The organism is Streptomyces sp. NPDC085927 (genome assembly GCF_044540975.1).
GTDB lineage: Bacteria > Actinomycetota > Actinomycetes > Streptomycetales > Streptomycetaceae > Streptomyces > Streptomyces hirsutus.
In genome coordinates, this window is record NZ_JBITSN010000006.1 from 206,131 (window position 1) to 230,521 (window position 24,391).

At 73.2% G+C, this 24,391-nt stretch carries 22 protein-coding genes; 6 read left to right on the forward strand and 16 right to left on the reverse strand.

Annotation, left to right across the window (positions count from 1 at the left end):
* Positions 1 to 70: 70 nt before the first annotated feature.
* The 3 genes from ACIF80_RS18210 to ACIF80_RS18220 form a co-directional block, all read right to left on the reverse strand.
* The gene (locus ACIF80_RS18210; protein WP_399805652.1) at positions 71 to 1,993 is read right to left on the reverse strand and encodes a serine/threonine-protein kinase; all 1,923 of its coding nucleotides are present in this window, start codon (positions 1,991 to 1,993) and stop codon (positions 71 to 73) included.
* A gap of 77 nt (positions 1,994 to 2,070) precedes the next feature.
* Positions 2,071 to 2,529, reverse strand: a complete 459-nt coding sequence (locus ACIF80_RS18215; RefSeq protein ID WP_399805654.1) for a MarR family winged helix-turn-helix transcriptional regulator — start codon at positions 2,527 to 2,529, stop codon at positions 2,071 to 2,073.
* Positions 2,526 to 3,131, reverse strand: coding sequence for a DJ-1/PfpI family protein (locus ACIF80_RS18220; RefSeq protein ID WP_399805656.1), 606 nt, complete (start codon positions 3,129 to 3,131; stop codon positions 2,526 to 2,528). Before ACIF80_RS18220 ends, ACIF80_RS18215 begins: the two co-directional genes overlap by 4 nt.
* 131 nt (positions 3,132 to 3,262) lie before the next feature.
* On the opposite strand from ACIF80_RS18220, the gene ACIF80_RS18225 reads away from it, so the two are divergent.
* The 3 genes from ACIF80_RS18225 to ACIF80_RS18235 all read left to right on the forward strand — a co-directional run bounded on the left by ACIF80_RS18225 (position 3,263) and on the right by ACIF80_RS18235 (position 6,361).
* Positions 3,263 to 4,624: an aspartate aminotransferase family protein gene (locus tag ACIF80_RS18225; protein ID WP_399805658.1), complete on the forward strand. Its 1,362-nt coding sequence runs from the start codon at positions 3,263 to 3,265 to the stop codon at positions 4,622 to 4,624.
* Positions 4,625 to 4,819: 195 nt separating this feature from the next.
* Complete coding sequence (locus tag ACIF80_RS18230) at positions 4,820 to 5,527, forward strand: GntR family transcriptional regulator (RefSeq protein WP_399805660.1); 708 nt, start codon at positions 4,820 to 4,822, stop codon at positions 5,525 to 5,527.
* Between the two features lie 183 nt (positions 5,528 to 5,710).
* Complete coding sequence (locus tag ACIF80_RS18235; RefSeq protein WP_399806122.1) at positions 5,711 to 6,361, forward strand: hypothetical protein; 651 nt, start codon at positions 5,711 to 5,713, stop codon at positions 6,359 to 6,361.
* 146 nt (positions 6,362 to 6,507) lie between these two features.
* Here ACIF80_RS18235 and ACIF80_RS18240 read toward each other — a convergent pair whose 3' ends face one another.
* Positions 6,508 to 7,791, reverse strand: coding sequence for an adenylosuccinate synthase (locus ACIF80_RS18240; RefSeq protein WP_388435629.1), 1,284 nt, complete (start codon positions 7,789 to 7,791; stop codon positions 6,508 to 6,510).
* A gap of 186 nt (positions 7,792 to 7,977) precedes the next feature.
* Between ACIF80_RS18240 and ACIF80_RS18245 the strand changes: the two genes are divergently transcribed.
* A complete protein-coding gene (locus ACIF80_RS18245) occupies positions 7,978 to 8,862 on the forward strand; it encodes a diacylglycerol kinase (protein WP_399805662.1) in 885 nt (294 codons plus the stop codon).
* Positions 8,863 to 9,013: 151 nt separating this feature from the next.
* On the opposite strand, the gene ACIF80_RS18250 is transcribed toward ACIF80_RS18245, so the two are convergent.
* Positions 9,014 to 9,517, reverse strand: a complete 504-nt coding sequence (locus ACIF80_RS18250) for a GbsR/MarR family transcriptional regulator (RefSeq protein ID WP_399805664.1) — start codon at positions 9,515 to 9,517, stop codon at positions 9,014 to 9,016.
* A gap of 149 nt (positions 9,518 to 9,666) precedes the next feature.
* Between ACIF80_RS18250 and ACIF80_RS18255 the strand changes: the two genes are divergently transcribed.
* Both ACIF80_RS18255 and ACIF80_RS18260 read left to right on the forward strand, forming a co-directional pair.
* The gene (locus ACIF80_RS18255) at positions 9,667 to 10,659 is read left to right on the forward strand and encodes an ATP-binding cassette domain-containing protein (protein ID WP_399805666.1); all 993 of its coding nucleotides are present in this window, start codon (positions 9,667 to 9,669) and stop codon (positions 10,657 to 10,659) included.
* Entirely contained in the window at positions 10,656 to 12,317 is a 1,662-nt protein-coding gene (locus ACIF80_RS18260) for an ABC transporter permease (protein ID WP_399805668.1), read from the forward strand. The genes ACIF80_RS18255 and ACIF80_RS18260 overlap by 4 nt, the downstream gene beginning before the upstream one ends.
* A gap of 58 nt (positions 12,318 to 12,375) precedes the next feature.
* Here ACIF80_RS18260 and ACIF80_RS18265 read toward each other — a convergent pair whose 3' ends face one another.
* The 11 genes from ACIF80_RS18265 to ACIF80_RS18315 form a co-directional block, all read right to left on the reverse strand.
* Positions 12,376 to 12,954, reverse strand: a complete 579-nt coding sequence (locus ACIF80_RS18265) for a dihydrofolate reductase family protein (RefSeq protein ID WP_399805670.1) — start codon at positions 12,952 to 12,954, stop codon at positions 12,376 to 12,378.
* Positions 12,955 to 13,043: 89 nt separating this feature from the next.
* On the reverse strand, positions 13,044 to 14,264 hold the full coding sequence (locus tag ACIF80_RS18270) for a cytochrome P450 (protein WP_399805672.1): 1,221 nt from the start codon (positions 14,262 to 14,264) through the stop codon (positions 13,044 to 13,046).
* 76 nt (positions 14,265 to 14,340) lie between these two features.
* Positions 14,341 to 15,114 (reverse strand): response regulator, encoded by a 774-nt coding sequence (locus ACIF80_RS18275; RefSeq protein ID WP_399805674.1) that lies wholly within the window; start codon positions 15,112 to 15,114, stop codon positions 14,341 to 14,343.
* The gene (locus tag ACIF80_RS18280) at positions 15,111 to 16,469 is read right to left on the reverse strand and encodes a sensor histidine kinase (RefSeq protein ID WP_399805676.1); all 1,359 of its coding nucleotides are present in this window, start codon (positions 16,467 to 16,469) and stop codon (positions 15,111 to 15,113) included. Before ACIF80_RS18280 ends, ACIF80_RS18275 begins: the two co-directional genes overlap by 4 nt.
* Before the next feature lie 165 nt (positions 16,470 to 16,634).
* Positions 16,635 to 17,297, reverse strand: coding sequence for a response regulator (locus ACIF80_RS18285; protein ID WP_399805678.1), 663 nt, complete (start codon positions 17,295 to 17,297; stop codon positions 16,635 to 16,637).
* Positions 17,294 to 18,757, reverse strand: a complete 1,464-nt coding sequence (locus tag ACIF80_RS18290; protein WP_399805680.1) for a sensor histidine kinase — start codon at positions 18,755 to 18,757, stop codon at positions 17,294 to 17,296. Before ACIF80_RS18290 ends, ACIF80_RS18285 begins: the two co-directional genes overlap by 4 nt.
* Entirely contained in the window at positions 18,750 to 19,994 is a 1,245-nt protein-coding gene (locus tag ACIF80_RS18295) for an acyltransferase (protein WP_399805682.1), read from the reverse strand. The genes ACIF80_RS18290 and ACIF80_RS18295 overlap by 8 nt, the downstream gene beginning before the upstream one ends.
* Entirely contained in the window at positions 19,987 to 20,943 is a 957-nt protein-coding gene (locus tag ACIF80_RS18300; RefSeq protein ID WP_399805684.1) for an alpha/beta hydrolase, read from the reverse strand. The genes ACIF80_RS18295 and ACIF80_RS18300 overlap by 8 nt, the downstream gene beginning before the upstream one ends.
* A 201-nt stretch (positions 20,944 to 21,144) precedes the next feature.
* The gene (locus tag ACIF80_RS18305; RefSeq protein WP_399805686.1) at positions 21,145 to 22,023 is read right to left on the reverse strand and encodes an alpha/beta hydrolase; all 879 of its coding nucleotides are present in this window, start codon (positions 22,021 to 22,023) and stop codon (positions 21,145 to 21,147) included.
* Positions 22,024 to 22,204: 181 nt separating this feature from the next.
* A complete protein-coding gene (gene kynU / locus ACIF80_RS18310) occupies positions 22,205 to 23,434 on the reverse strand; it encodes a kynureninase (RefSeq protein ID WP_399805687.1) in 1,230 nt (409 codons plus the stop codon).
* The gene (locus ACIF80_RS18315; protein ID WP_399805689.1) at positions 23,427 to 24,257 is read right to left on the reverse strand and encodes a tryptophan 2,3-dioxygenase family protein; all 831 of its coding nucleotides are present in this window, start codon (positions 24,255 to 24,257) and stop codon (positions 23,427 to 23,429) included. The genes kynU and ACIF80_RS18315 overlap by 8 nt, the downstream gene beginning before the upstream one ends.
* Positions 24,258 to 24,391 lie beyond the last annotated feature (134 nt).

Consider the following 24,391-nt stretch of genomic DNA (forward strand, 5'->3'; position numbering starts at 1 on the left):
GGCGAGTCCCGTGGAGCGGAGTTCAGCGGGCGGGCGACAGAGCGGGGCGGGCCGCGGTTGAGCAGGTGTGTCAGTCCCGCGTGTAGGTGAGCTGCTCGCCGCTGCCGGTGTTCACGCGCTTCAGGGAGCCGTCGGGCAGGAGGGTGATGGCGCTGGCGGCTCCCGGCGTGCAGGCGCTGCGCGGCTGACCGACCGTCACGGTGGTCGGGCCGATCTCCAGCCGGCCGCCGGAACCCGCGCTGGTGAGGTTGCCCTCGAACACGCAGTGGTAGGTGCCGTTGCCGGTGGGGCCGTCGGCGACGAGGGACATGACCGTGTCACCGGCCTCGCCCTGCTGGATGGTCAGCCTGCGGCTGTGCAGCCCGCTCTCGTTGTCGATGGTCGTCGACCAACTGCCGAGATACCCGGCCGGGACCGCCCCGTCGGCGGACGGCTGATCCGTCCCGGCGACGCCGCCCGTTCCGTCCGTCCCGGTCGAGGACTTTCCGTCGGGCGAGGAGCCGGTGACCTGGGACGTGCCGTCGGTCGGTGTGCCCGAGGAGTTGCCGCCGGCGGTGTCGCCGGCACTGCCGTTCATCAGCGCGTACACCGTGCCGCCCGCGGCGAGCGCGACGACCAGCGCGATCACGACGAGCAGCGCGGTGGAACGGTTGTCGCGCGGGGACTGCGCCGGGCCGTACGGCGGCGGGTGCGTACCGAAGGGCGGCGGGCCGTAGGGAGGGGTGGCGCCGGCGGCCCCGTAGCCGTTGTAGGGGTAGCCGTAGCCGGGGGACCGGGGGTGCGGCTGGGCCTGCTGCTGAGGGTACGGCTGGGGGTGCTGCTGGGGATGGCCGTACGCGGCGGGGCTCTGCCCGGCCGCCGGGGTGCCCGGGGCCGGGCCCGGGGGCGCGGTGGGACCGTTCGGGCCGGCGACCAGGGTGGGCAGGTGGTTCACCGGCGCCCCGCCACCGGGCGCGCCCGGCGCGGGCGGGGCGGAGCCGTCGGCGGCGGGGGCGTGTTCGGGGGTGGCGGCGGGAGCAGGGCCCTCCGGCGCGGGCGGCGGCGCCTGCGGGTCCTCCGCGTCCAGGAGCCGTACGGCGTGCCGGCCGAGCTGGGCGACCAGGGCGCCCGGCAGCCAGGGCTCGCGGGAGCGGCCGTCGGCGACGGTCTCCTCGGCGCCGGTGCGCAGCAGGATCTGGTCGAGGGTGGGCCGCTGGGCGGGGTCCTTCTCGAGGCAGTCCTTCACGAGGTCGGCGAGGCCCTCGGGGACCCGGCCGAGGTCGGGTTCCTCCTCGGCGATGCGGAACATCAGGGCGTGCACCCCGCTGTCGGCGGTGCCGAAGGGAAGCTCGCCGGTGGCGGCGTAGGCGAGCACGGAGCCGAGGCAGAAGACGTCGCAGGCGGGAGTGATGCGATCGCCGCGCACCTGCTCCGGTGCCATGAAGCCGGGCGAGCCGACCAGCGCCCCGGTGCGGGTGAGGCCGCCGTCGGTCACGGTCTCCAGGGCCCGCGCGATCCCGAAGTCGATGACGCGCGGCCCGTCGATGGTGACGAGCACGTTGGACGGCTTGAGGTCGCGGTGCACGATGCCGGCGGCGTGGATGTCCTTCAGCGCGTGGGCGAGACCGACGGCGAGAATGCGCACCGACCGCTCGGGCAGGGCGCCGTGGTCGTGCCCGACGACCTGCTGGAGGCTGGGCCCGGCGACGTATCCGGTGGCGACCCAGGGCACCGGGGCCTCGGTGTCCGCGTCCAGTACCGGCGCGGTCCAGTCGCCGCCGACCTGCCGGGCGGACTGCACCTCCTGACGGAAGCGGGCCCGGAACTCCTCCTGCTGGGCCAGTTCCTCGCGCACCAGCTTGACGGCGACGGTGCGCCCCCGGTCGGAACGGGCGAGGTAGACCTCCCCCATGCCGCCGGCCCCGAGCCGCGCGAGCAGCCGGTACGCGCCGATTCTGCCGGGGTGCCGGGCTCCCTGGTCCCCCGCCGCGTCCCCCGGCCCGTGCTTCTCCATCGTTGCGCCGCCTTCCCCCGCCGTGAGCAACAGCCTGAGGATAAACCGGACAAGGTCCGGGGTGAGCCGGGTGTCGTCTACGGTTCCGTAACAGGCGGACCGAGGTCGTCGAGCACCGCGCACAGGCGTTCCAATGTCTGGACCGCCTGTGCGAGTTCGGTCTCGCCGAACGCCTCCGCGAGCCGTTTCGCGAAGGCCGCGTGGCCGGGGCCGATCCCGCCGACGGCGGCGCGGCCCCGCTCGGTGGCGGCGAGGAGCTTGGCGCGGCGGTGCGCCGGATTGGGCCGGTACTCGGCGAGACCTCGCTCGACCAGCAGGTCGGCGATGCGCTGCACGCTCTGCCGGGTGATGCCCATGACGCGGGCGATGCCGGAGACCGGCAGGGGTTCCCGGAGGACCGCGCCGAGCACCTGCCACCGGGCGGCGGTGAGTCCGGCGGGCCGGGCGAGTTCCTCGGCGACCGCGAGGAACTCGCCGTTCAGCCGGAAGGCGCCGAGCGCGCCGCGGCTGAGCAGGTCCTGCTGTTCCCGGCTCACCGGCCCAGGGCCTCCTCGAGTTCGGCGTACGCCTGGGGGTCGGAGTCGTGGAAGAGCCGGTACCAGGCGTCGATCGCCGGTTCGTCGTAGGCGCCGAGCAGCCGGAAGATCTCGCGGGCGAAGGCGACGGGTTCGGTGGGTCCGGCGGTGACGAGTCCGCCGTCGGTGACGGCGTCGGCCTCGACGTACCGCGCGCCGCCGGCGTAACCGGTCGCGGCCAGGTGGAAGGAGGCGGCGCCGGTGTGCGCCCGCGCGTCGAGCAGGCCCTCGCGGGCGAGTCCGGCGGTGGCGCCGCAGATGGCGGCGACGGGCACACCGGCGTCGAGGAAGGCGCGGGCGGTGCGGGCGAAGGGGGCGAGGTCGTCGCCCTCGTCCCAGAGGCGGGCGCCGGCGAGGATCAGCAGCGCACTGTCCTCGGGCCGCAGAGCGTCGAGTGCGAGGTCGGGCAGCACCCGCAGCCCGCCGGCGCTGGTGACGGACGCCCCGGTGGGCGCGACGGTACGGACCTCGTACCCGGCGAGGGCGAGGTGCGCGGTGGCGTGACCGGTCTCCCAGTCGGCGTAGGTGTCGTAGACGGCGAGATGGACGGGCCTGCGGGTCATGACCGCTCCCTGGTGCGCCGGTGAAGGAGGTTGTCGTGGTGATGGCCGGCCGGACCGGCCTTCATGACAGCATGCTGACGGATATGCAGCGTGCTGTCAAAGAGGGAGGGTCACGTCTTACGCTCGCCCGTATGACTGCACAGCCGAACCCCGAGGCCGGGGCCTCCGTGAAGGCCGCCGACCGTGCCCACGTCTTCCACTCCTGGTCCGCGCAGGAGCTGATCGACCCGCTGGCCGTCGCCGGGGCCCAGGGGTCGTACTTCTGGGACTACGAAGGCCGGCGCTACCTCGACTTCACCAGTGGGCTCGTCTTCACCAACGTCGGCTACCAGCACCCCAAGGTCGTCGCCGCGATCCAGGAGCAGGCCGGCCGGATGACGACGTTCGCGCCGGCGTTCGCCGTCGAGGCGCGGTCGGAGGCGGCGCGGCTGATCGCCGAGCGGACTCCGGGCGACCTGGACAAGGTCTTCTTCACCAACGGGGGCGCGGACGCCGTCGAGCACGCCGTCCGGATGGCGCGGCTGCACACCGGGCGGCCCAAGGTGCTCTCCGCGTACCGCTCGTACCACGGCGGCACCCAGCAGGCCGTGAACCTCACCGGCGACCCGCGCCGCTGGGCCTCCGACAGCGGCACGGCCGGGGTGGTGCACTTCTGGGCGCCCTTCCTGTACCGCTCCCGCTTCTACGCGCAGACGGAGGAAGAGGAGTGCGCGCGGGCGCTGGAGCACCTGGAGACGACGATCACCTTCGAGGGGCCGTCGACGATCGCGGCGGTCGTCCTGGAGACCATCCCGGGGACGGCGGGCATCATGCCGCCGCCGCCCGGTTATCTCGCCGGGGTGCGGGAGCTGTGCGACCAGCACGGGATCGTCTTCGTCCTGGACGAGGTGATGGCGGGGTTCGGCCGGACCGGCACCTGGTTCGCGGCGGACCTGTACGACGTCGTGCCGGACCTGATGACCTTCGCGAAGGGCGTCAACTCCGGTTACGTACCGCTCGGCGGCGTCGCGATCTCCGGCGCGATCGCCGAGACGTTCGCGAAGCGGCCGTACCCGGGCGGGCTCACCTACTCCGGGCATCCGCTGGCCTGTGCCGCGGCCGTCGCGACGATCAACGCCATGGCCGAGGAGGGCATCGTCGAGAACGCGGCACGGCTGGGAGCGTCCGTCGTCGGGCCGGCGCTGCACGAGCTGGCGGAGCGGCACCCCAGCGTGGGCGAGGTCCGCGGGGCCGGCATGTTCTGGGCACTGGAACTGGTGCGGAACCGGGAGACCCGGGAGCCGCTGATCCCCTACAACGCGACCGGTGAGGCGGGCGCCCCCATGGCCGCCTTCGCCGCCGCCGCGAAGGCGGAGGGACTGTGGCCCTTCGTGAACATGAACCGCACCCACGTCGTCCCGCCGTGCAACGTGAGCGAGGCCGAGCTGAAGGAGGGCCTGGCCGCGCTGGACTCGGCACTGTCGGCGGCGGACGAGTTCACGGACCGACCGTGAGGAGATGACCCGGCCGTTCGAACAGGCATGGGTCACTCGAACACGTAAAGTGGCGTGACCGTGGACGGACGCGTGCGCCGGATCACGCGGCGGCCGCGTGGGCCGGATGCACGCGGCCGGCGCGTGGGACCCGCGCACCGCCCCCGCGCGTGGCACGGTCACGCCACTCGAACACGACCAGGGAGACGCCCGACCATGCCCGGCATCAGCGGCAACGGCGCGGTGACGCGCAGCACGCTGCGGCAGCAGATCGCCGACGCGCTCCGTGACGAGGTGCTGGCCGGGCGGATGGAGCCGGGGCAGGAGTTCACCGTCAAGGAGATCGCCGACCAGTACGGAGTCTCCGCGACCCCCGTACGGGAGGCGCTGGTCGACCTGGCGGCGCAGGAGCTGCTCGACGCCGACCAGCACCGGGGATTCCGGGTGCACGAGTACTCCGTCGACGACTTCCGCGGCATGATCGAGGCCCGCACGCTGGTGATCGACGGGATGTTCCGCGCCCTGACCGACGCCCACGGCCGCCTGGCGGGCCTCCGGCCCGAGGAACCGCGGGTCGCCGCCGCGCTCGCCGGAGTCCGGCGACGCGGGGAGGAGGCCCAGCGTTCGGCCCTCGCCGGCGAACTCACCGTACTGATCGGCTACGACCTGCGCTTCTGGCGCGAACTCATCACCCTGTTCGGCAACCCCCACCTCACCGCCTTCCTGCACCGGATCCGCGTCCAGACCTGGGTCTGCGTGGTCCAGCACCTGCGGCGCCTGCCCGATCTGCGGGGGCAGCTGTGGTCCGAGCACACCGATCTGGTCGACGCGCTGGTGCGCCGTGACACCGATTCCGCCCGCGCGGTCGTCGCGTCGTACAACGCCCACTCCCTGGCCCTCGTCGAACGGCTCCCCGCGGGCTGAACCGCCCGGAGTGAACACGAGGGGGAGCCCGGGGGCCGGACCCCGCGTCGTCTGTGTTCGTATGGGTAGAGGATCTGCACGGGGGGAGCCACCCTCGTGCCCCGCCGGTACCCTTCCCTGACCGCCGTACTGGACGTACCGGACGTACCGGATGTGGTGGACGCGCTATGCGAGGAGCCCTCTTTGGCCTGTGACCTGTGGCTGGTACCGCTCGTCGACGTGTTGTGCCACACCCCCGACAATCCGTTCGCCGAGGAACTCGCGCAGTACAACAAGGTGCTGGCCGAGGCCGGGCTGCCGCCGGTGCCGGTGTACCAGTACATGCCGGGACTGTCCGGCGAGGTCGCCCCGGTCGCGGGCTTCGACTACGACGCGCTGCACTTCCTGCGGCGCACGTATCTGCTCCAGGTGTGCGGGCTGCCGGTCACCCCGGTGGGCGAGCTGGGCGGCGACTACGAGCAGTTGCTGGAGATGTTCGAGTCGACGGCCCAGCAGTCGCACCTGGTCTGGCACTACGACCACGCCGGGGCCTACGTGCCCGTGGACTTCCCGCACCCGCTCTCCAGCGACGAACTCCTCGCGGGCGGCGGCCCGCTCGGCTCCTCCCACGCCCTGCTGCGGGAACTGGAGGTCGTCGCCCCCGCCCTCGGCATCGACCCCGCGAACCCGCCGGCCGCGCCGGAGCCCCCGCAGGGACCGACCGAGCTGGAGGAGCCCGCCGTCGCGGCGCCGTACGACCCCAGCCCTTTCGCCCGAGAGCGCCACGTCTGGCTCGGCCTGCACGCGGCGGCCACCCGCAGCCTGGCCCAGGGCTCGATGATCGTCTTCAGCTGAACCCCGGGCGCGGGCCGGCTCGCCCCGGACGCCCCGGACATCCCGGGCTGCCTTGGCTCCCCTGGCTCCCCGGACACGAAAACGTCCCGGTGACCCTGGGCGGGCCACCGGGACGTCACGGTGCGGCGGGGTCCGGCGGGGCCGGACTACAGGAACGAGTTGATCTGGATCGTCTCGTCGCGGCCCGGTCCCACGCCGATCGCGGAGATCGGGGCGCCGGACATCTCCTCCAGCGCCTTGACGTACGCCTGGGCGTTCTTCGGCAGGTCGGAGAAGGACTTCGCGCCGGTGATGTCCTCGGACCAGCCGGGGAGCATCTCGTAGACGGGCTTCGCGTGGTGGAAGTCCGTCTGGGAGTACGGGAGCTCCTCGACGCGCTTGCCGTCGATCTCGTAGGCCACGCAGACCGGGATCTGCTCCCAGCCGGTGAGGACGTCGAGCTTGGTGAGGAAGAAGTCGGTCAGGCCGTTCACGCGGGTCGCGTAGCGGGCGATGACCGCGTCGAACCAGCCGCAGCGGCGGTCCCGGCCGGTGGTGACACCGCGCTCGCCGCCGATGCGGCGCAGGGCCTCGCCGTCCTCGTCGAAGAGCTCCGTCGGGAACGGGCCGGCGCCGACGCGGGTCGTGTACGCCTTCAGGATGCCGATGACCCGGCTGATCTTCGTCGGGCCCACGCCCGCGCCCGTGCAGGCACCGCCCGCGGTCGGGTTCGACGAGGTGACGAAGGGGTACGTGCCGTGGTCGATGTCGAGCAGGGTGCCCTGGCCGCCCTCGAAGAGGACCACCTTGTCCTGCTCCAGCGCCTGGTTGAGGACCAGCACGGTGTCGGTGACGTACGGCGCCAGCTTGTCCGCGTAGCCCAGCAGCTCCTCGACCACCTGCTCGACGGCGATCGCGCGCCGGTTGTAGAGCTTGGTGAGCATCTGGTTCTTGGCGTCGAGGGCCGCTTCGACCTTCTGGGTGAGGATCGACTCGTCGTACAGGTCCTGGACCCGGATGCCGACGCGGTTGATCTTGTCGGCGTAGGTCGGGCCGATGCCGCGGCCCGTGGTGCCGATCTTGCGCTTGCCGAGGAAGCGCTCCGTCACCTTGTCCACCGTCACGTTGTACGGCGTGATGATGTGTGCGTTGCCGCTGATCAGGAGCTTGGACGTGTCGACGCCGCGCTCGTTCAGCCCGCTCAGCTCGGAGAACAGGACAGAGGGGTCGACGACGACACCGTTGCCGATGACGGGAGTGCAACCGGGAGACAGGATTCCGGAAGGGAGCAGGTGGAGGGCGTACTTCTGGTCGCCCACGACCACCGTGTGGCCGGCGTTGTTGCCGCCTTGGTAACGCACCACGTAGTCGACGGATCCGCCGAGCAGGTCCGTCGCCTTTCCCTTGCCTTCGTCACCCCACTGAGCACCGAGCAGCACAAGTGCGGGCACGCGCGTACACCCCTTCCGGGCGGGGCATGTCCAGGGTCAGAGGCGTACGCGGAGGATCTCCACCGCGCACACACCGCGACCACCGTGGGCCGCCAACCGTCGGACCGGATGCCCCGGAATAGACGAAGCCCCTGCGCAACAGCGCAAGGGGCTCTTGCACAAAGATGCTACCCGAGGAAGCGAGGCATGGCCGAGGTGGCGACTTCCCCGACGTCCGATCAGCTCCTGGTGGTCATCGATCCGGTCGCCCGCCGCAGCGACGGCGAGTCCGTGCGTATCGCGAAAGACGTGCTCAGCGCGGGTGCGACGACGAAGGTGTGCCTACCGGACGGCCCGGAGGAATTCGCCCGCGCGCTCGCCCGGCGGGGCTCCCGGCGCCCGGTACTGGTCGGCGACGACCGGGCCCTGATGCGGGCGGTGGGGCTGCTGCACCGGCAGCGGGAGCTGACCGGCTGCGCGCTGTCCCTGGTGCCGGTCGGGGGCGCGCTGTCGCTCGCCCGGTCGCTGGGGGTGCCCACGGGGGCGGTGGCCGCGGCGCGCGCCGTGCTGGACGGCGCCGAGCGACGGATGAACCTGCTGGTGGACGACAGCGACGGCGTGGTGCTCGGCGCGGTACGGATTCCGCCGACCGGTGCCGCTCGGGTGCGGGAGGAGGACGCCGAAGAGGCCGAGGACGCCGACGTGGACCCCGGGGCGGGGCAGCATCCGTGGCTGCGGACCTGCCAGTCCCTGGTACGGACCCTGGTGCCGGCCAGGCCGCCCCGGGTCGCCCCCGCCCCCGAGGGCGGGCCGGCCCGGCTGCGGGTGGAGGTCGACGGGCGGACGCTCGTCGACCTGCACCAGCCGGTGGAGTCCGTCTCCGTCGTCCCCGGCCCCGGCGGGATCGCCCGGGTCGAGGTGCGGCCGGTCTCCGTCGGCGCGGAGGCGGCGCCGCTGCTGGCCGAGGGGCGCACGGTGACGGTGTCGGGAGCGCACTTCCGCTACCGCGCGGACGCCCTGGTGTCGGGACCGGTGGGCACCCGGACGTGGGTGGCCCGGGAGGACGCCTGGGGGCTGACGCTGCCGGTGTGAGCCGCGGTGCCGCGCGACGGGCCGGTGCGCCGTCGGCGGGCCGGTGTCACGCGACCGGCCGGTGCGCCGCCGACGGGCCGGCGTCACCCGACAGCCGATGCCGCACGACAACCGGTGCCGCACGACAGCCGGTTCGCCGACGGGCCCCGGGTCAGTCGCGGCCGAAGGTCTCGTCCCGGTGGGCGCGCCACCGGTCCATGATCGTCTCGATCTCCTTCTCGACGAACTCGAAGAAGGCCAGCGTCTCCCCCAGCCGGCGGCCCGCCGGGGTGCCGGGGCCCAAGCTGGCGACCCCCTCACGCAGCGCGTCCTGCCAGCGCCGGATGACGGCCTCGCGATTGGTGAGGGCCTCGTACCACTGGTCGCCGTGCACGCGGTAGCGCTCGCGGCGTGAGCCGGGTTCCCGCTCGCGGGAGACGAGGTGCTGCTGGTCCAGGTAGCGCACGGCTCCGGACACCGCGGCGGGCGAGATCCGCAGTGTCTCCCCCAGTTCGGCGGAGGTACTGGCCCCGGTGTCCGAGACCAGCAGGGCCGCGAAGACCCTGGCCGGCATGCGCGGCAGTCCGGCCGCCACCAGCTGCGCGGCGAAGTGCTCGACGAACCGGGAGACCGCCTCGGGGTCCCGCTCCGGCCGCCCGGCCCCTTCCTCCGTCATGATCCACCCATCTCCGCCCTCGGCCCCCGCGCATTCCGTCCGTCCGCCGCGCCCCGTATCCGCAGCTCAGCGACATCGGTCAGTCTAGTCCGACGTTTATACGCTTCTTTAACTTCACAAATTTGTGAAATCAGCGTACGTTCCGAAGCATGACGAAGGCCATCACCGTGTCCGGACTCCACAAGTCGTTCGGTCGCACGCACGCACTCGCCGGTCTCGACCTGGAGGCCGAGACCGGCGAGGTCCACGGTTTCCTGGGCCCGAACGGCGCCGGGAAGTCCACCTCCCTCCGCGTCATGCTCGGTCTGCTGCGTGCCGACTCGGGCGCCGTCCGGGTACTCGGCCGCGACCCGTGGGCGGACGCCGTGGAGCTCCACCGCCGCCTCGCCTACGTCCCCGGCGACGTCGAACTGTGGCCGAACCTCACCGGCGGCGAGGCCATCGACCTGCTGGCGCGGCTGCGCGGCGGCCTGGACCGGAAGCGGCGCGCCGAGCTCGTCGAGCGCTTCGACCTGGACCCGACCAAGAAGGGCCGCGCCTACTCCAAGGGCAACCGGCAGAAGGTCGCCATCGTCGCCGCGCTCGCCTCCGACGCCGAACTGCTGCTGCTCGACGAGCCGACCGCTGGACTGGACCCGCTCATGGAGGTCGTCTTCCAGGACGTCATCGGCGAGGCCAAGGCGGCCGGCAGGACCGTCCTGCTCTCCAGCCACATCCTGGCCCAGGTGGAGAAGCTCGCCGACCGCGTGAGCATCATCCGGCTGGGACGCACCGTCCAGTCCGGCACCCTCGACGAGCTGCGCCACCTGACCCGCACCACCATCGAGGCGGAGACCGAGCGGCCCGTCACCGGCCTCGGCGAACTGCCCGGCGTCCACGACCTGCGGATCCTCGACGATGCCACCGGCCGGGTCCATTTCGCCGTCGACGGCGGCCGGGTCGACGCGGCGGTCCGCAAACTCACCGAGTTCGGCATCCGCAGTCTCGTCAGCCACCCGCCGACCCTGGAGGAGCTGATGCTCCGCCACTACGGCAGCGAACTCGCCGCCAACGGGCACAGCTCGCAGGGGCACGGCACGGACGGGCACGCCTCGGACCGGCACGCCTCGGACCGGCACGGCACGGACGGGGACCTGCGATGACCACCGCGACGGCCACCGCCAAGGCGCCGGCACCGGCCGGACCGGTCGCCGGCGGCAACGCGCTGGCCGGGACCCGGACGCTGATCCGCTTCGCCCTGCGCCGGGACCGGATCCGGCTCTCGGTGTGGGTCCTGGCCCTGTTCCTCGGCACGCTCATGACGGCGAACAGCTTCACGACGCTGTACAGCGATCCACAGGACCGGGCGAACGCCGTCAGGAGCATGGACAGCCCGGCCGGCCTCGCCATGTCCGGTCCCCGCCACTACCTCGACGACTACACCTTCGGTTCCATGCTGAGCCACCAGATGCTCGGCTTCATGGCCGTCCTCGTCGGCCTCATGAGCGTGCTGATCGTCACCCGGCACACCCGTGGCGAGGAGGAGACCGGCCGCGCCGAGCTGGTGCGCTCGACCGTCGTGGGCCGCCACGCCCACCTCGCCGCCGCCCTGTCCGTCGCCGTCCTGGCCAACCTCGCCCTGGCCCTGCTGCTGGCCTTCGGCCTGGCCGGCCTGGGAGCGGAGGGCATCGACACGGCGGGCTCGCTGCTCTACGGCTTCGACCACGCCGCCGTCGGCCTCGTCTTCGCCGCCGTCGCCGCGGTCACCGTCCAGTTCACCGCGCACACCCGCGGCGCGTCCGGTACGGCGCTCGCGGTCGTCGGCGTCGCCTACGTGCTGCGTGCCGCCGGCGACAGCGGCGGGAACGGCGCCCTGTCCTGGCTGTCCCCGATCGGCTGGGTGCAGCGCAGCTATCCGTACGTCGACGACCGCTGGTGGCCGCTGCTGCTCTGCCTGGTGTTCGCGGTGGCGTGCGCGGCGGCGGGGTTCGTGCTCTCCACCCGGCGGGACGTGGGCGCGGGACTGCGTCCGGAGAAGCTGGGCAGCCCCACGGCCTCCAGCGCCCTCACCACACCGGTCGGCTTCGCCCTGCGACTGCACCGCGGCACGCTGACCGGCTTCGGCGCCGGCCTGTTCCTGATGGGGGCGATGTACGGATCGATCCTCGGGGACGCCGAGGACATGCTGAAGGGCATCGACGAGATCCAGGAGGCCCTGGACCGCATCGGCGGTGCCGGCGTCGCCGAGTCCTTCGCCTCCATGGTCATGGTCGTCCTCACCGTCGTGGCGGCGGTGTACGTCGTCATGGCGGCCCTGCGGCCCCGCTCCGAGGAGACGGCCGGCCGCGCCGAACCCCTCCTCGCCACCGGTCTCTCGCGCACCCGCTGGGTCGGCGGCCACCTGGCCGTGGCCATGGGCGGCGGTACGGTCGTACTACTGCTGGCCGGGCTCGGCTTCGGCATCGCGGGCGCGGCCTCGACCGGTGACGCCGGGCTGCTGCCGGACCTGGTGGGTGCGGCCCTCGCCCACGCGCCCGCCCTGTGGGTCACGGTCGGCGTGGCCGTGGTGCTCTTCGGCTGGTTCCCGCGGGCGAGCCGGGCGGCCTGGGTCGTGCCGGTGTACGCCTTCGTGGTCGGCTACCTCGGCCAGATCCTCCGGTTCCCGGGCTGGATGAACAACCTCTCCCCGTTCGGCCACGTCCCCCGGCTCCCCGCCGACGACATGGACTGGGCCCCGCTGCTCCTGCTGTCCCTCGTCGCCGCCGGCCTGGTGTGGCTGGGCCTGGCGGGCTTCCGCCGGCGGGACCTGGAGACGAAGTAGCGGCAGCCGTGCTCCCGGTCGGGTCCGGCTGCCTGACGGGGCGGGGTGTGCGGGGGACTCAGACGTGCGGGGTGGGCCGGTAGACGAGCTCCTGGATGTGGCCGTCGAGCGTCCGGTGCTCGATCAGCTCGAGGTCGAAGTCGGCCGCACCCCGGAAGATCGGGTCCAAGCCGGTCCGACCGGTGATCACAGGGAAGAGCGTCACCTGAACGCGGTCGACCAGACCGGCGGCCATCAGCGCCCGGTTCATCGACAGGCTGCCGTGCGAGCGCAACGGCACCCCGGACTCCTTCTTGAGCCGGGCGACGGCGTCGACGGCGTCGCCGCTCACGATGTTCGCATCCGGCCAGTCGAGGGGTCCTTCCAACGTGGTCGACACCACCGTTGCCGGCAGGCTCCTCATCCGTGTGACCCACGGGTCGCGCACCTCGGACTCCTCGGTGCTCGATGCCAGCATCCGCGCGAACACCCGATACGTGTTGGCGCCGAAGACCATCCGCTGCTCCTCGCCGTACAGGGCGAGGCGGTGGTCGAGGAGTTCGGGGCCTTGCTTGCCCCAGTAGCCGGTCCAGTCGCCACCGGCGGTGCCGAAGCCGTCGAGGCTGGAAAAGACGTCGAACGTGTAAACAGCGGTCATGGGGCTCTCCTCGAGTGCGGTCGATCGCCTGCTGGAGATAGAGACCGTCGACCACGGCAGGACTCATCGCCCTCGGACCCGATTCGGGCTCAGACCTCGACCACAAGCCCCTCCAGCCCCCGGATCACGAAGTTCGGCTTGCGCTTCGGTTCCTCCGCCAGGCGCAGCGTCGGAGCCTGCTCCAGCAACGCCCTCATGGACGCCGCGAGTTCGATGCGGGCCAGGGGTGCCCCGATGCAGTAGTGGATGCCGGCGCTGAAGGAGATGTGCGGGTTGTCCGCGCGGGTGAGGTCCAGGCGGGCGGGGTCGGTGAAGACGGCCGGGTCGTGGTTGGCGGAGCCGAAGAGCATGGCGATCTCCGCGCCCCGGGGGATCACCGTGCCGTCGATCTCGATGTCGTCCAGGACCCAGCGCTCGAAGAGCTGGAGCGGGGTGTCGTAGCGCATCAGCTCCTCCACGGCGGTGGGGACCAGGGAGTGGTCCGCGCGGAGGGCGGCCAGTTGGCCGGGGTTCTGGAACAGTGCCGCCCAGCCGTTGACCGTGGAGTTCACCGTCGCCTCGTGGCCCGCGTTCAGCAGGAGCACACAGGTGGAGATCATCTCCTGCTCGGTGAGACGGTCGTCGTCCTCGTCGTGGGCCGCGATCAGGCCCGAGACCAGGTCGTCGCCGGGGTGGGCGCGCCGGTGCGCGATCAGCTCGCGCAGGTACTCGGTGAACTCGACCGAGGCCCGGACCGCCCGCTCGGCCGTCTCCCGCGACGGGTTCAGCTCGTACATCCCGCAGATGTCCGCCGACCAGGGGCGCAACGGGGCCCGGTCGGACTCCGGGATGCCCAGCATCTCGGCGATCACCGCGACCGGGAGCGGTTCGGCGACGTCCCGCAGCAGGTCGCCGCCGCCCGCGTCGACCAGCGCGGACACCAGGTCCGCCGCGAGCCCCTCGACGTACGGTTTCAGGCGTTCCACCGTGCGCGGGGTGAACGCCTTCGACACCAGGCGCCGGATGCGGGTGTGGTCCGGCGGCTCGAGGTCGAGCATGCCGTGGTCGTTGAGGGTGTGGAACGGCTCCTGCTCGGGCGGCGGAGCGGTCCGGCCGAACTCCTCGTGGGTGAAGCGGTGCTGGTACGTCCGCCCCAGGCGCCTCTCGCGCAGCAGCGCGGAGACGTCCGTGTGGTGCGGGACCAGCCACTGGTTCGTCGGCTCGAACCAGTGCACCCGGCCCCGTTCCCGCAGTTCGGCGTAGGCGGGATACGGGTCGGCGAGGAACGCCGGGTCCCACGGGTCGAACGCGAGGTCGAGAGGAGGTGCCATGGACGGACGGTAGCCGCCCGCGCCCGCTCTGACCAGAGACGCCCGTCACCCCTCGTCCAAGGGGCAACGGGCCTGGTCACCCAGGGGTCACCAGGCGGGCCTCGTAGGCGAAGACCGCGGCCTGGGTGCGGTCGCGGAGGCCCAGTTTCACCAGGATGCGGCTCACATGCGTCTTGATCGTCGACTCGGCGACCACCAGGCGGCCGGCGATCTCCGCGTTCGACAGGCCCTGCGCGATGAGCACCAGGACCTCCGTCTCGCGTTCGGTCAGGTCGCCGTAGGCCGCCTGGGCGGACGGCATCAGGCGCGGGGTCTCGGCCAGCTTGGAGAACTCGGTGATCAGCCGCCGGGTCACCGAGGGGGCGAGCAGCGCGTCACCGGCCGCGACCACCCGTACCCCGTCGGCGAGGCGGCGGGCCGAGGCGTCCTTGAGGAGGAAGCCGGAGGCGCCCGCGCGCAGCGCCTGGTAGACGTACTCGTCGAGGTCGAAGGTGGTCAGCACCAGCACCTTCGCGGCGCCGTCGGCGGCGATGATCTCGCGGGTCGCCTCTATGCCGTTCAGTTCGGGCATGCGGATGTCCATCAGCACGACGTCGGGGGCGAGTTCACGGACCCGCTCCACCGCCTGCCGGCCGTTGACGGCCTCGCCGACGACCTCGATGCCCGGCATCGCGTTCAGCAGGACCGAGAAGCCCTCACGCACCATCATCTGATCGTCCGCGACGAGGACGCGGATGGTGTCCCCGTCGCCCGTCCCGGCCCCGGCCCCGATCCCGGTTCGGCCCGCCCCGCTCACGCCGCCCGCGTCGCTCACGCCGCCCGCGCCGCTCATACCGCCCACCCCGTTCATGCCTCGTCCCCGTCCGCCGAGCCGACCGGCAGGAACACCGCGATCTCGTAACCCCCGTCGTCGGCCGGGCCCGCCGTCATCTCGCCGTTCAGCATGGTGACCCGCTCGCGCATGCCGGTGATGCCGTGGCCGGCTCCGGGCGAGGGTTTGACCAGGTGGGGCTGGGGCGCCGGGCCGTTGACGACGCGCAGGCCGAGCCCGCCGAGGACGTACCCGATCTCGACGCGGGCACTGGCGCCGGGCGCGTGGCGCAGGCTGTTGCTGAGCGCCTCCTGCACGATGCGGTACGCCGACAGTTCCACGCCCTGCGGCAGCTCGCGCACCGCCCCGGTCACCACCTTCTCCACGTCCAGACCGGCGTCCCGCACGTTGGCGAGCAGGGAGTCGAGGTCGGCGAGGGTGGGCTGGGGGGCGTCGGGGGCCTCGTAGTCCTCGGCGCGGACCACGCCGAGGACGCGGCGCAGCTCGGTGAGGGCGGCCACCGCGTTCTCGCGGATGGTGGCGAAGGCGCGCTCCAGCTCGGGCGGCGGGTTCTCCACCCGGTAGGGCGCGGCCTCGGCCTGGATGGCGACGACCGACATGTGGTGGGCGACCACGTCGTGCAGCTCGCGGGCGATGGTGGTGCGCTCCTCGAGGAGTGTGCGCCGGGAGCGTTCGTGCGCGGTGACCGTCTGCTGGGCGGTCACCTCCTGCTGGGCGGTGTGACGGACGTGCCGGAAGGAGACCACGAGCAGGGCGAAGGCGGACGTCACCATCATGGGCCCGCTGTTCGTGTAGTAGTACGACCCGCCGAAAACGATGTCCGAGAGGAGGGCGTACGCGGCGGTCAGGACCCACATCCAGGCGGCGGTGCGGGGCCGGGTGCGCAGCGCCACGACGATCAGCACCGCCAGGTGGCAGACGAACGCGCCGGGCATCCACGGCCATTCGGCTCCGCTGCCGTTGAGGACCGCGACCACCGGGGTCACCGCCAGCGACAGCCAGAACGCGCCGACCGGCCGGACCAGCGTGGCGAGCACCGGGAGCGCGCACAGCAGGCCGGCCAGCAGAGCCAGTACGTTCCCGCCGGGCAGGCCGCCCCCCAACGCGCCGGCGCACAGGGTGAGCAGCGCGATCGCCCCCACCAGCGCGTGCGGGAGGTGTTCCGCGGAGGACCTCAGCCGGCCGGGCAGCCGGCGGACGAACGGGCCGTCCGTGCGCCGGCGCGGCAGCGGCCGGTAGGCGAAGGCGTCCTCGAACAGGTCGTGGCGCAGCCCGCGCAGGGCGTTCTGGGCCAGCCGGTACTCCGGGCTGCGGGTCTTGGCCCCGTCCCCGGGCGGCGGGGCCGCGGAGTGGGTGTGGGTCGTCTCGGTCACGGTCACACGTTAGGCCGACCGGGGGTCCGGGGGCGTCCCCGTTGAGAGGGGTTCCCGGGCCTCCGTCTCAAGTACTACAAGGGGTCGAGGAGGTCGTACGGGGAAGGCGGCCTGCGGTCCCTGACGCCCCGGTCCACGTGACACCCGGGCGGGCCGTCCCTCGCGTCAGTACCCCGACGGCCGGACCAGCCCCGACTCGTACGCGAAGACCGCCGCCTGGGTGCGGTCCCGCAGGCCCAGCTTCACCAGGATGCGGCCCACATGGGTCTTCACGGTCTGTTCGGCGACCACCAGCCGCGCTGCGATCTCCGCGTTGGACAGGCCCTGCGCGATCAGTCCGAGCACCTCCGTCTCCCGCTCGGTGAGAGCGCCGACGCGCTGTCTGAGCGGGGGGCGGGGCCTGTCCTCCAGGCGGCCGAACTCGGCGATCAGCCGCCGGGTGATGCCGGGCGCGAGCAGCGCGTCGCCGGCCGCCACCACCCGTACGGCCTCGGCGAGCTGGTCGCTGGAGGCGTCCTTCAGCAGGAAGCCGGAGGCGCCGGCCCGCAGCGCCTCGTACACGTACTCGTCGAGGTCGAAGGTGGTCAGCACCAGCACCCGGATGTGCGGGGTGGCGGCGGTGATGCGGCGGGTGGCCTCGATGCCGCCGAGTCCGGGCATGCGGATGTCCATCAGCACGACGTCCGGGGCGAGGTCGGCGACCTGCGCGACCGCGTCCAGCCCGTCGACCGCCTGGCCGATCACCTCGATGTCGGGGTGGGTGTTCAGCAGCACGGTGAAACCCTGCCGGACCATCTGCTGGTCGTCGGCGACGAGTACGCGGATCATGTGGTGTCGTCCTTGCGCTGAGGAGCCGGGGCGGCTGTCCCGGTACGGGGGTCGGCGGTCCCTGCCCGGGAGTCTGCGGGAAGGCGGGCGGCGACCCGGTAGCCGCCGTCGGACCGGGGGCGGGCGGTGAGGCTGCCGCCGAGCATCGCGGCCCTCTCCCGCATGCCGAGCAGCCCGTGCCCGGCGCCGGCGGACGGGGGCGCCTCGCCCGTGGGCCGGGTGTTGGTCACCTCCACCCCCAGCCCGTGCGGATCGTAGGCGAGGACGACCCGGGCGGTGGCGCCGGGGGCGTGGCGCAGCACGTTGCTCAGCGCCTCCTGCACGATCCGGTACGCGGACAGCTCGACGCCGGGCGGCAACGGCCGTCGCTCACCGGTGACTTCGGTGGTCACGGCCAGCCCGGCGGCCCGGGTGTTCTCCACCAGTGCCCCGAGCCGGTCCAGGGTGGGCTGCGGGGCGTGCGGGGCGGTGCCGGAACCGTCCTCGTGCACGGGGGAGGCGGGGTGCTCGGAGCGCAACACGCCCAGGACACGGCGCAGTTCGGTGAGCGCGTCGAGGGCGTTCTGCCGGATGCCGGCCAGGTTCTCCCTGAGTTCGTCGGACGGGTTCTCGACGAGGTGCGGGGCGACCTGGGCCTGGATAGAGATGACCGACATGTGGTGGGCCACCACGTCGTGCAACTCGCGGGCGATGCGGCTGCGTTCCTCCAGCAGGGTGCGCCGGGCCCGCTCCTCGGCGGTGAGCGTGGTCTGCTGCCGCAGTTCCGCGCGGGCCTCACGGCGGCCGCGCAGCGCCATGGCGAACATGACGACGACCGTGAACAGGATGACGGCGAGCTGGCCGGTCGGCTGGTAGTGCGGTGCGCCGACCAGCCCTTGGACGACGTACGTGGCGAGCGCGGTCAGGCCCAGCACCTCTAGGGACACCCGGGGGCGCAGGCGCAGGGCGAGCAGCAGCAGCACGACCGCGTGGGCGGTGATCCCGGCCGCCGTCCAGGGCCAGGGAAATCTGTACCCGCCGGGGATCATCAGGTCCGGAACCGGGTACGGCCCCTCGATCACCGCGCCGGGCCCCTCCCGTGCGGGAAGCATCCGGGCCCGTACCGCGTACTGTCCTACCGTCATGGCCGCCATTGACAGCCACCACGCCGGGACCGGCCGCCACAGCGCGAGCACCATCGCGCAGGCCTCGGCAAGGGCGATCAGGAAGGCGACTTGGCCGTCGAGCCGACCGTGGTCGCCGAGCTGGTTCGCGTCGCCGAGCAGGACCCCGATCGCGGCCAGGAAGACGATCCCGTGCGGCAGCCAGCGCAGCCACACCGACGGGGGCAGCGGGTCCGCCCGCACAGTCCACAGGTCGTCGCGCAGTACGCGCAGCCAGCGCACCACCCGGCCCACCACCGCCTGTTCGAACACCCGCGTCACGCCCCCCGGCTCCGTCGTCCGCGTCAGCCTAGACATGCCGTGCTCCTTCGGTCGCGCCCCGGTCCTGCGCCGTCCGCCGGTGGGCACGCGTCCTCCGGGCACGCCCGCGCCGCTCACCGCCCTGCTCCCAGGACCGGAAGGCCGCCCGGCAGACCGTGAGGGCCAGGACGAACACCGGCAGCCAGGCGATCCGGGCGGCGACCCAGCCGAGGCCGTCGGGGGCGGTGTGCAGTCCGGGGAGGCGGCCCAGGAGGAGTGCGGTGGCGGTGGTCGCCATGAGGGCCGTCTGGTGCCAGAGGAAGATCGTCATCGCGGAGAGGTTGACCAGCGCCGCCGCCGCCCACGCGACCGGCCGGCGCATCGCGCTCCGCAGCCGCTCCCGCAGCAGCAGCGCCAGTCCGCACTGGGCCAGGCCGAAGGTGACGGCGGCCAGCGTCGGCGGGTTGAGGTTGGAGACGACGGCTCCCGGGACGCCGACCATGGAGGCCGGGTAGCCGGCCCAGGCGACGAGCGCGGCCGTGGCCGCCGTGCCGGAGACGAGGAGGAACCGGCCCGCACGGCGGTGCTCCAGCTCGCCCCGGGTCCAGGCCGCGCCCAGGGTGTAGGGGACCAGCCAGCCGGCCGCGAGGTTGATCCAGCCGAGCCGGTCGGGGCCGCCGAGGCCGAAGCGCAGCACGTCCACGTGCAGGACGACGGCGAGCGGCCACAGCGGGTGGAGCCGGGTCAGCAGCGGGGTCGCGGCGGTGAGGGCGGCGAAGACCAGCAGGAACCAGAGCGGGGACAGGGCGAGTTTCACCAGCGTGCGGGTGGTCGCGAGGTCCGTCCCGGAGAGCAGCAGCGCGACCGTGACGACGGTCCACAGGCCGAGGACGGCGGCGACCGGCCCGAACAGCCGGGTGAGACGGCCGCGCAGCCAGTGGTGGTACGGGATGCCGCGGGCGCGGGCCGAGGCATACCCGCGGGTCGCCACATGGCCGCCGACCAGGAAGAACACGGCGAGGGTCTGGAACGGCCAGGAGACGGGGGCCAGCCAGGGCATGTCCTGCAGCGGACTGGCCGTGCGCAGGGTGCGGCCGTCCGCGACCAGCGCGGTGACCAGCCAGTGGCCGAGGACGACCCCGAGGACGGCGACGGCGCGCAGGGCGTCCACGGCGCGGTCGCGGTGGGGCGGGGTGGCCGCGTCGATGCGCTCGGCACCGTGCCGTACGCCGCCGCGCCGTACGCCGTGCCATACGCGGCCGTGCCGGAGGCTCTGGAGGGCCGGGTCAGTCATGGGTCACCGCCTCGGTCTCGCCCAGGACGATCCGGGTCAGGTTGGTCAGGGAGGTGGAGCCGGGTGCGAAGTAGTCGCTGTGGCCGCCGTCGCCGGCCGTGAAGACCCGGGCGCCGAACGCCGGGGAGACGGGGTCGGTGCCGAAGCCGACGCGGGTGCCGAACAGGTCGACGGTGAGGTGCGGAACGTTCTCCACCCAGTCGCCGGCGCCCCGGGCCGCCCAGATCCGGGCACGGGTGCGCAGGGCGGCGGCGGTGTCGGCGCCGGTGCCCGGGCTGCCGACGACGGCGATGTCGTCGACGTCCAGACCGGGGGCGGCACGGACACAGACGACCGAGCCGTAGGAGTGGCAGAGCAGGGAGATGCGCGGGCGCGGACCGATGATCACCCGTAAGTCCGCTACCAGGGAGCGCAGTTCGGGTGCGGCCCGGTCCGCGCGGTCGGTGGTGGCGACGGCGAGGCCGATCGTCGCGGGCGTCTCGTAGCCGAGCCAGGCGACGACCGCCGTGCGGGTGCCCGCCGGGGCCTCACGGGTGAGCCGGGCGTGCAGGGCCCGGGCGGCGGCGCGGAACCTTCCGTAGGTGTCGATACCGGTGTCGGAGCCGGGTACCAGGACGGCGACCCGGTCGGCGTGCGCGAGGTCGCCCAGGACCTCGGTCACCAGCCCGGCGCCGCGGCCGTCGAAGGAGAGCAACTGCCGGGCGGGGTCGGCCAGGGCGCGGTCGGCCGCCGCGCGCCGCCGGTCGCCGTGGTCCGCGGCCATCCGGGCGGCCTTCCCGGCATTGGCCCGGTGGGCGGCGTAGGTGGCGTCGAGGGTGGCCGCGGTCGGCGGGGCGAGCGCGACCGGCGGCGGGGCGGGAACCCGGGGCCGGGCCGCCCCCACCACGGGCAGCGTCACCGCCGATGCGACCAGCACGGCGAGTACGGCACGGCGCCACCGGTACCCCATGGTCGGTCCCCCCTGTCCGTCCGCCCGCTCATCGGGCCGTTCAGGGAAGGAAGTTACGGATCGGCGCAGGTAGTCCGCGTCCCGCCGGAGAGCTCACCTCCGGGGTGGCTCTCAGGTATGACGGGTATGACCGGCGGCACTCGGGAGAGGGTCCCGCCGGGTACACGAGGATCCCGCCGGGTACACCCCGACGGGCAGGGTTCACCAGGCGAGTTGGGCGATCTCCTCCGCCACCACCGCGCAGGCGTCCGCCGCCGGGTCGATCAGCGGGAAGTGGCCGACGTCCTCCAGCAGCGTCAGCCCCACCACCTCACCGGCCTTGGCCGCCGCGTCCGCGTACGACTCGGCGACCGCCTGCGGGACCTCGGCGTCGGTACGGCCCTGGACGACGGCGGTGGCGATGCCGGTGGGCAGCAGCAGCGCGGGGTCGGCGTACGGCTGTCGCTCGGCGAACCCCTCGTCGCCGCCGAGGAGTTGGCGTACCGCACCGCCGCAGACGTCCAGCTTGTCGGCGACCGCGAGGTCGGCGATCGGGGCGAGGGCGACCACGCCCCGCAGGGGCACGGGACGGTCGGTGCGCCAGGGGGCGCCGGCGGGGAGGAGGTGGCGGGCGGCGGCCCACAGCGCCAGCTGGCCGCCGGCGGAGTGGCCGGTGACCACCGTGCGGCGCGGGTCGGCGCCGGGCAGGTGCCGGCGGGCCAGCTCGGGCAGCGCGTCGAGTGCGGCGGCGACGTCGTCGAAGGTGCAGGGCCAGCGCCCCGCGACCGGGTCCCCGCCGCCCGCCTCACCGGCCCCGCGCCGGTATTCGACACTGGCCACGGCGAAGCCCCGGTGGGCCAGGAAGCCGGCGAACGGGCTGATGTGCCGCCGGTCGTAGGGCGCCCGCCAGGCACCGCCGTGCAGGACGACGACCACGGGCGCGGGGCCGCCGGGGCCGCCCGTGGCACGCGGGACGTAGAAGTCGATCAGCTGGTCCGGGTCGTCGCCGTAGGCCGCTGTGGCGTCGGGCTCGACCGGCGGACGGGAGAAGAGCGACTTCTCCTCGGCGGCGGCCCGGGCGGCTGCGACGTCGTCCGTCATGCTCCAACCTCTCAGCGATGAAACGTATGTGGCGGACCAGAGAAGTATTCGGCCGTTGGCCGGGACGGTATCAGGACGATCATGTGCGCGGACATGGGGATATCACACTCGGTGAACCTCCTGGGAGGCGGCCGGCGGATCCCGCCCCTTTCACGGGCCCGCCGACCACCGCCGTGGCGCCCTACGCCCCGGTCTCCGCCAGCACCTCCGCCAGCACCCGTGCCGCACGCTCCGTATCCGCGAAGCCGACGTACAGCGGGGTGAAGCCGAAGCGGAGCACGTCCGGGTGACGGAAGTCCCCGACCACCCCGCGTTCGATCAGCCGCTTCATGACGTCGCCCGCGCCCGGACAGCGCAGGGCGATCTGGCTGCCCCGCTCCCCGTGCGGCCCCGGGGTCAGGCACTCGACCCGGCCTTCGGGGACGTACGCCGCGACGCACTCCAGGAAGAAGTCCGTCAGGGCGAGGGACTTGGCCCGTACCGCCTCGATCGTGACGCCGCCGTCCCAGACGTCCAGTGCCGCCTCCAGGGCGAGCATGGACAGGATGTCCGGGGTGCCGACCCGCCCGCGCAGCGCACCCGGCGCCGGTGCGTACTCCGGGCTCATCCCGAAGGGCTCCGCATGGGAGTTCCAGCCGGGCAGCGGGGAGTCGAAGCGGTCCTGCAGCTCCGCGCGCACATAGAGGTACGCCGGTGAACCGGGTCCGCCGTTCAGGTACTTGTAGGTGCAGCCGACCGCCAGGTCCACGCCGTGCTCGTCCAGCCCGACCGGCAGCGCGCCCGCGCTGTGGCACAGGTCCCAGACGACGTACGCCCCCGCCGCGTGCACGGCGGCCGTGAGCGCGGGCAGGTCGTGCAGCCGGCCGGTGCGGTAGTCGACGTGGTTGAGCAGCACGGCGGCCGTACGGTCGCCGAGCGCGTCCGGGATGTCGGACGGCGGCACCGGGCGCAGGGTGCAGCCGGTCATCCGGGCCGCCGACTCGGCGATGTAGCCGTCCGTGGGGAACGTGGTCGCGTCGACCACGATCTCGTCGCGGGCGGGTCCGGCGGCACCGTCCGCCGACCGGGCCAGGCGCACCGCGCCCACCACCGCCTTGAAGACGTTGACACTGGTGGAGTCGCCGACGACGATCTGCCCGGCCGCCGCGCCCACCAGCGGGGCGATCCGGTCGCCGATCCGCTCGGGCGCCGTCCACCAGCCGCTCTCCGTCCAGGACCGGATGCGCAGCTCGCCCCACTGCCTGCGGACGACGTCCTCGACCCGGCCGGGGACGGCGGCGGGCAGCGCGCCCAGCGAGTTGCCGTCGAGGTAGACCGCGTCACCGTCCTCCTCCAGCACGAACTCGGCGCGCTGGGCGGCCAGCTCGTCGGCCGCGTCCAGTTCCTTCGCCCTGAGCCTCGGTTCAGACATAGGACCGCGCCGTCCACAGCTCGGGGAACACGTTGTTCCGCGCCCGCTTCTCCAGCCAGGCCACCCCGGCGGAACCGCCCGTACCGGTCTTGGCGCCCATCGCGCGGCGGGTGGCGACCAGGTGGTCGTTGCGCCAGCGCCACACCAGCTCGGCGACATCGGTGAGCGCCTCGCCCAGCCGGGCGACGTCGTCGCGCTCGTCACCCGAGTAGACGGCCGTCCAGACCTCCTCCACCCGCGGCGACGGCTCGTACCGCCGGGACACGTCGCGGCTCAGCACCTCGTCGGGGACCGGGTGCCCGCGGCGTGCGAGGAGGCGCAGCACCTCGTCGTACAGGCTCGGCTCGTGCAGCGCCTTCTCCAGCTCGGCGTGCACCCGCGGCGCGCCCCGGTGCGGGACGAGCATGGACGCGGACTTGTCGCCCAGCAGGAACTCCATGCGCCGGTACATCGCCGACTGGAAGCCGGAGCCCTCGCCGAGCGCGCCGCGGTAGGCGTTGAACTGCGCCGGAGTGAGCTGTCCGAGCGGCTTCCAGGAGGCGTTCAGCGCCTCCAGTTCCCGTACGGACCGCTTCAGCGCGTCGATCGCGGTGGGGATGTCGTCGCCCCGCAGCGCGTTCGCCGCCGTCTCCCACTCGTGCACGATCACGGTGAACCACAGCTCCATCACCTGGGTGGTGACCAGGAAGACCATCTCTCCGGGGTCGTCGGAGAGGGTGTGCTGGAGGTGGGTGAGGACGTCGGCCTTGACGTAGTCCTCGTAGGGGGTCGTGCCCTCGAAGTCGAGATGCGGGGTCTCCGGCTCAAAAGCCTCGTGGGACATCGCTGTCTCCTGAATTGTGCTCCGGGTAGCGGTCCGCCCCTGCCGTTACCGACACGGGGGCCCCGGTCCCCGCACTGCATCCTCCGCAATGATCCCCCGGCCTCGCAAGCTCCGCCCGATCACGGACGGGCCAC

What these genes read in the sequence shown, in the direction of transcription:
- ACIF80_RS18210 (WP_399805652.1), bottom strand. Translation starts at nt 1,993, where the DNA reads ATGGAGAAGCACGGGCCGGGGGACGCGGCGGGGGACCAGGGAGCCCGG.
- ACIF80_RS18220 (WP_399805656.1), bottom strand. Translation starts at nt 3,131, where the DNA reads ATGACCCGCAGGCCCGTCCATCTCGCCGTCTACGACACCTACGCCGAC.
- ACIF80_RS18225 (WP_399805658.1), top strand. Translation starts at nt 3,263, where the DNA reads ATGACTGCACAGCCGAACCCCGAGGCCGGGGCCTCCGTGAAGGCCGCC.
- ACIF80_RS18230 (WP_399805660.1), top strand. Translation starts at nt 4,820, where the DNA reads ATGCCCGGCATCAGCGGCAACGGCGCGGTGACGCGCAGCACGCTGCGG.
- ACIF80_RS18245 (WP_399805662.1), top strand. Translation starts at nt 7,978, where the DNA reads ATGGCCGAGGTGGCGACTTCCCCGACGTCCGATCAGCTCCTGGTGGTC.
- ACIF80_RS18250 (WP_399805664.1), bottom strand. Translation starts at nt 9,517, where the DNA reads ATGACGGAGGAAGGGGCCGGGCGGCCGGAGCGGGACCCCGAGGCGGTC.
- ACIF80_RS18255 (WP_399805666.1), top strand. Translation starts at nt 9,667, where the DNA reads ATGACGAAGGCCATCACCGTGTCCGGACTCCACAAGTCGTTCGGTCGC.
- ACIF80_RS18260 (WP_399805668.1), top strand. Translation starts at nt 10,656, where the DNA reads ATGACCACCGCGACGGCCACCGCCAAGGCGCCGGCACCGGCCGGACCG.
- ACIF80_RS18265 (WP_399805670.1), bottom strand. Translation starts at nt 12,954, where the DNA reads ATGACCGCTGTTTACACGTTCGACGTCTTTTCCAGCCTCGACGGCTTC.
- ACIF80_RS18270 (WP_399805672.1), bottom strand. Translation starts at nt 14,264, where the DNA reads ATGGCACCTCCTCTCGACCTCGCGTTCGACCCGTGGGACCCGGCGTTC.
- ACIF80_RS18275 (WP_399805674.1), bottom strand. Translation starts at nt 15,114, where the DNA reads ATGAACGGGGTGGGCGGTATGAGCGGCGCGGGCGGCGTGAGCGACGCG.
- ACIF80_RS18285 (WP_399805678.1), bottom strand. Translation starts at nt 17,297, where the DNA reads ATGATCCGCGTACTCGTCGCCGACGACCAGCAGATGGTCCGGCAGGGT.
- ACIF80_RS18290 (WP_399805680.1), bottom strand. Translation starts at nt 18,757, where the DNA reads ATGTCTAGGCTGACGCGGACGACGGAGCCGGGGGGCGTGACGCGGGTG.
- ACIF80_RS18295 (WP_399805682.1), bottom strand. Translation starts at nt 19,994, where the DNA reads ATGACTGACCCGGCCCTCCAGAGCCTCCGGCACGGCCGCGTATGGCAC.
- ACIF80_RS18300 (WP_399805684.1), bottom strand. Translation starts at nt 20,943, where the DNA reads ATGGGGTACCGGTGGCGCCGTGCCGTACTCGCCGTGCTGGTCGCATCG.
- ACIF80_RS18305 (WP_399805686.1), bottom strand. Translation starts at nt 22,023, where the DNA reads ATGACGGACGACGTCGCAGCCGCCCGGGCCGCCGCCGAGGAGAAGTCG.
- kynU (WP_399805687.1), bottom strand. Translation starts at nt 23,434, where the DNA reads ATGTCTGAACCGAGGCTCAGGGCGAAGGAACTGGACGCGGCCGACGAG.
- ACIF80_RS18315 (WP_399805689.1), bottom strand. Translation starts at nt 24,257, where the DNA reads ATGTCCCACGAGGCTTTTGAGCCGGAGACCCCGCATCTCGACTTCGAG.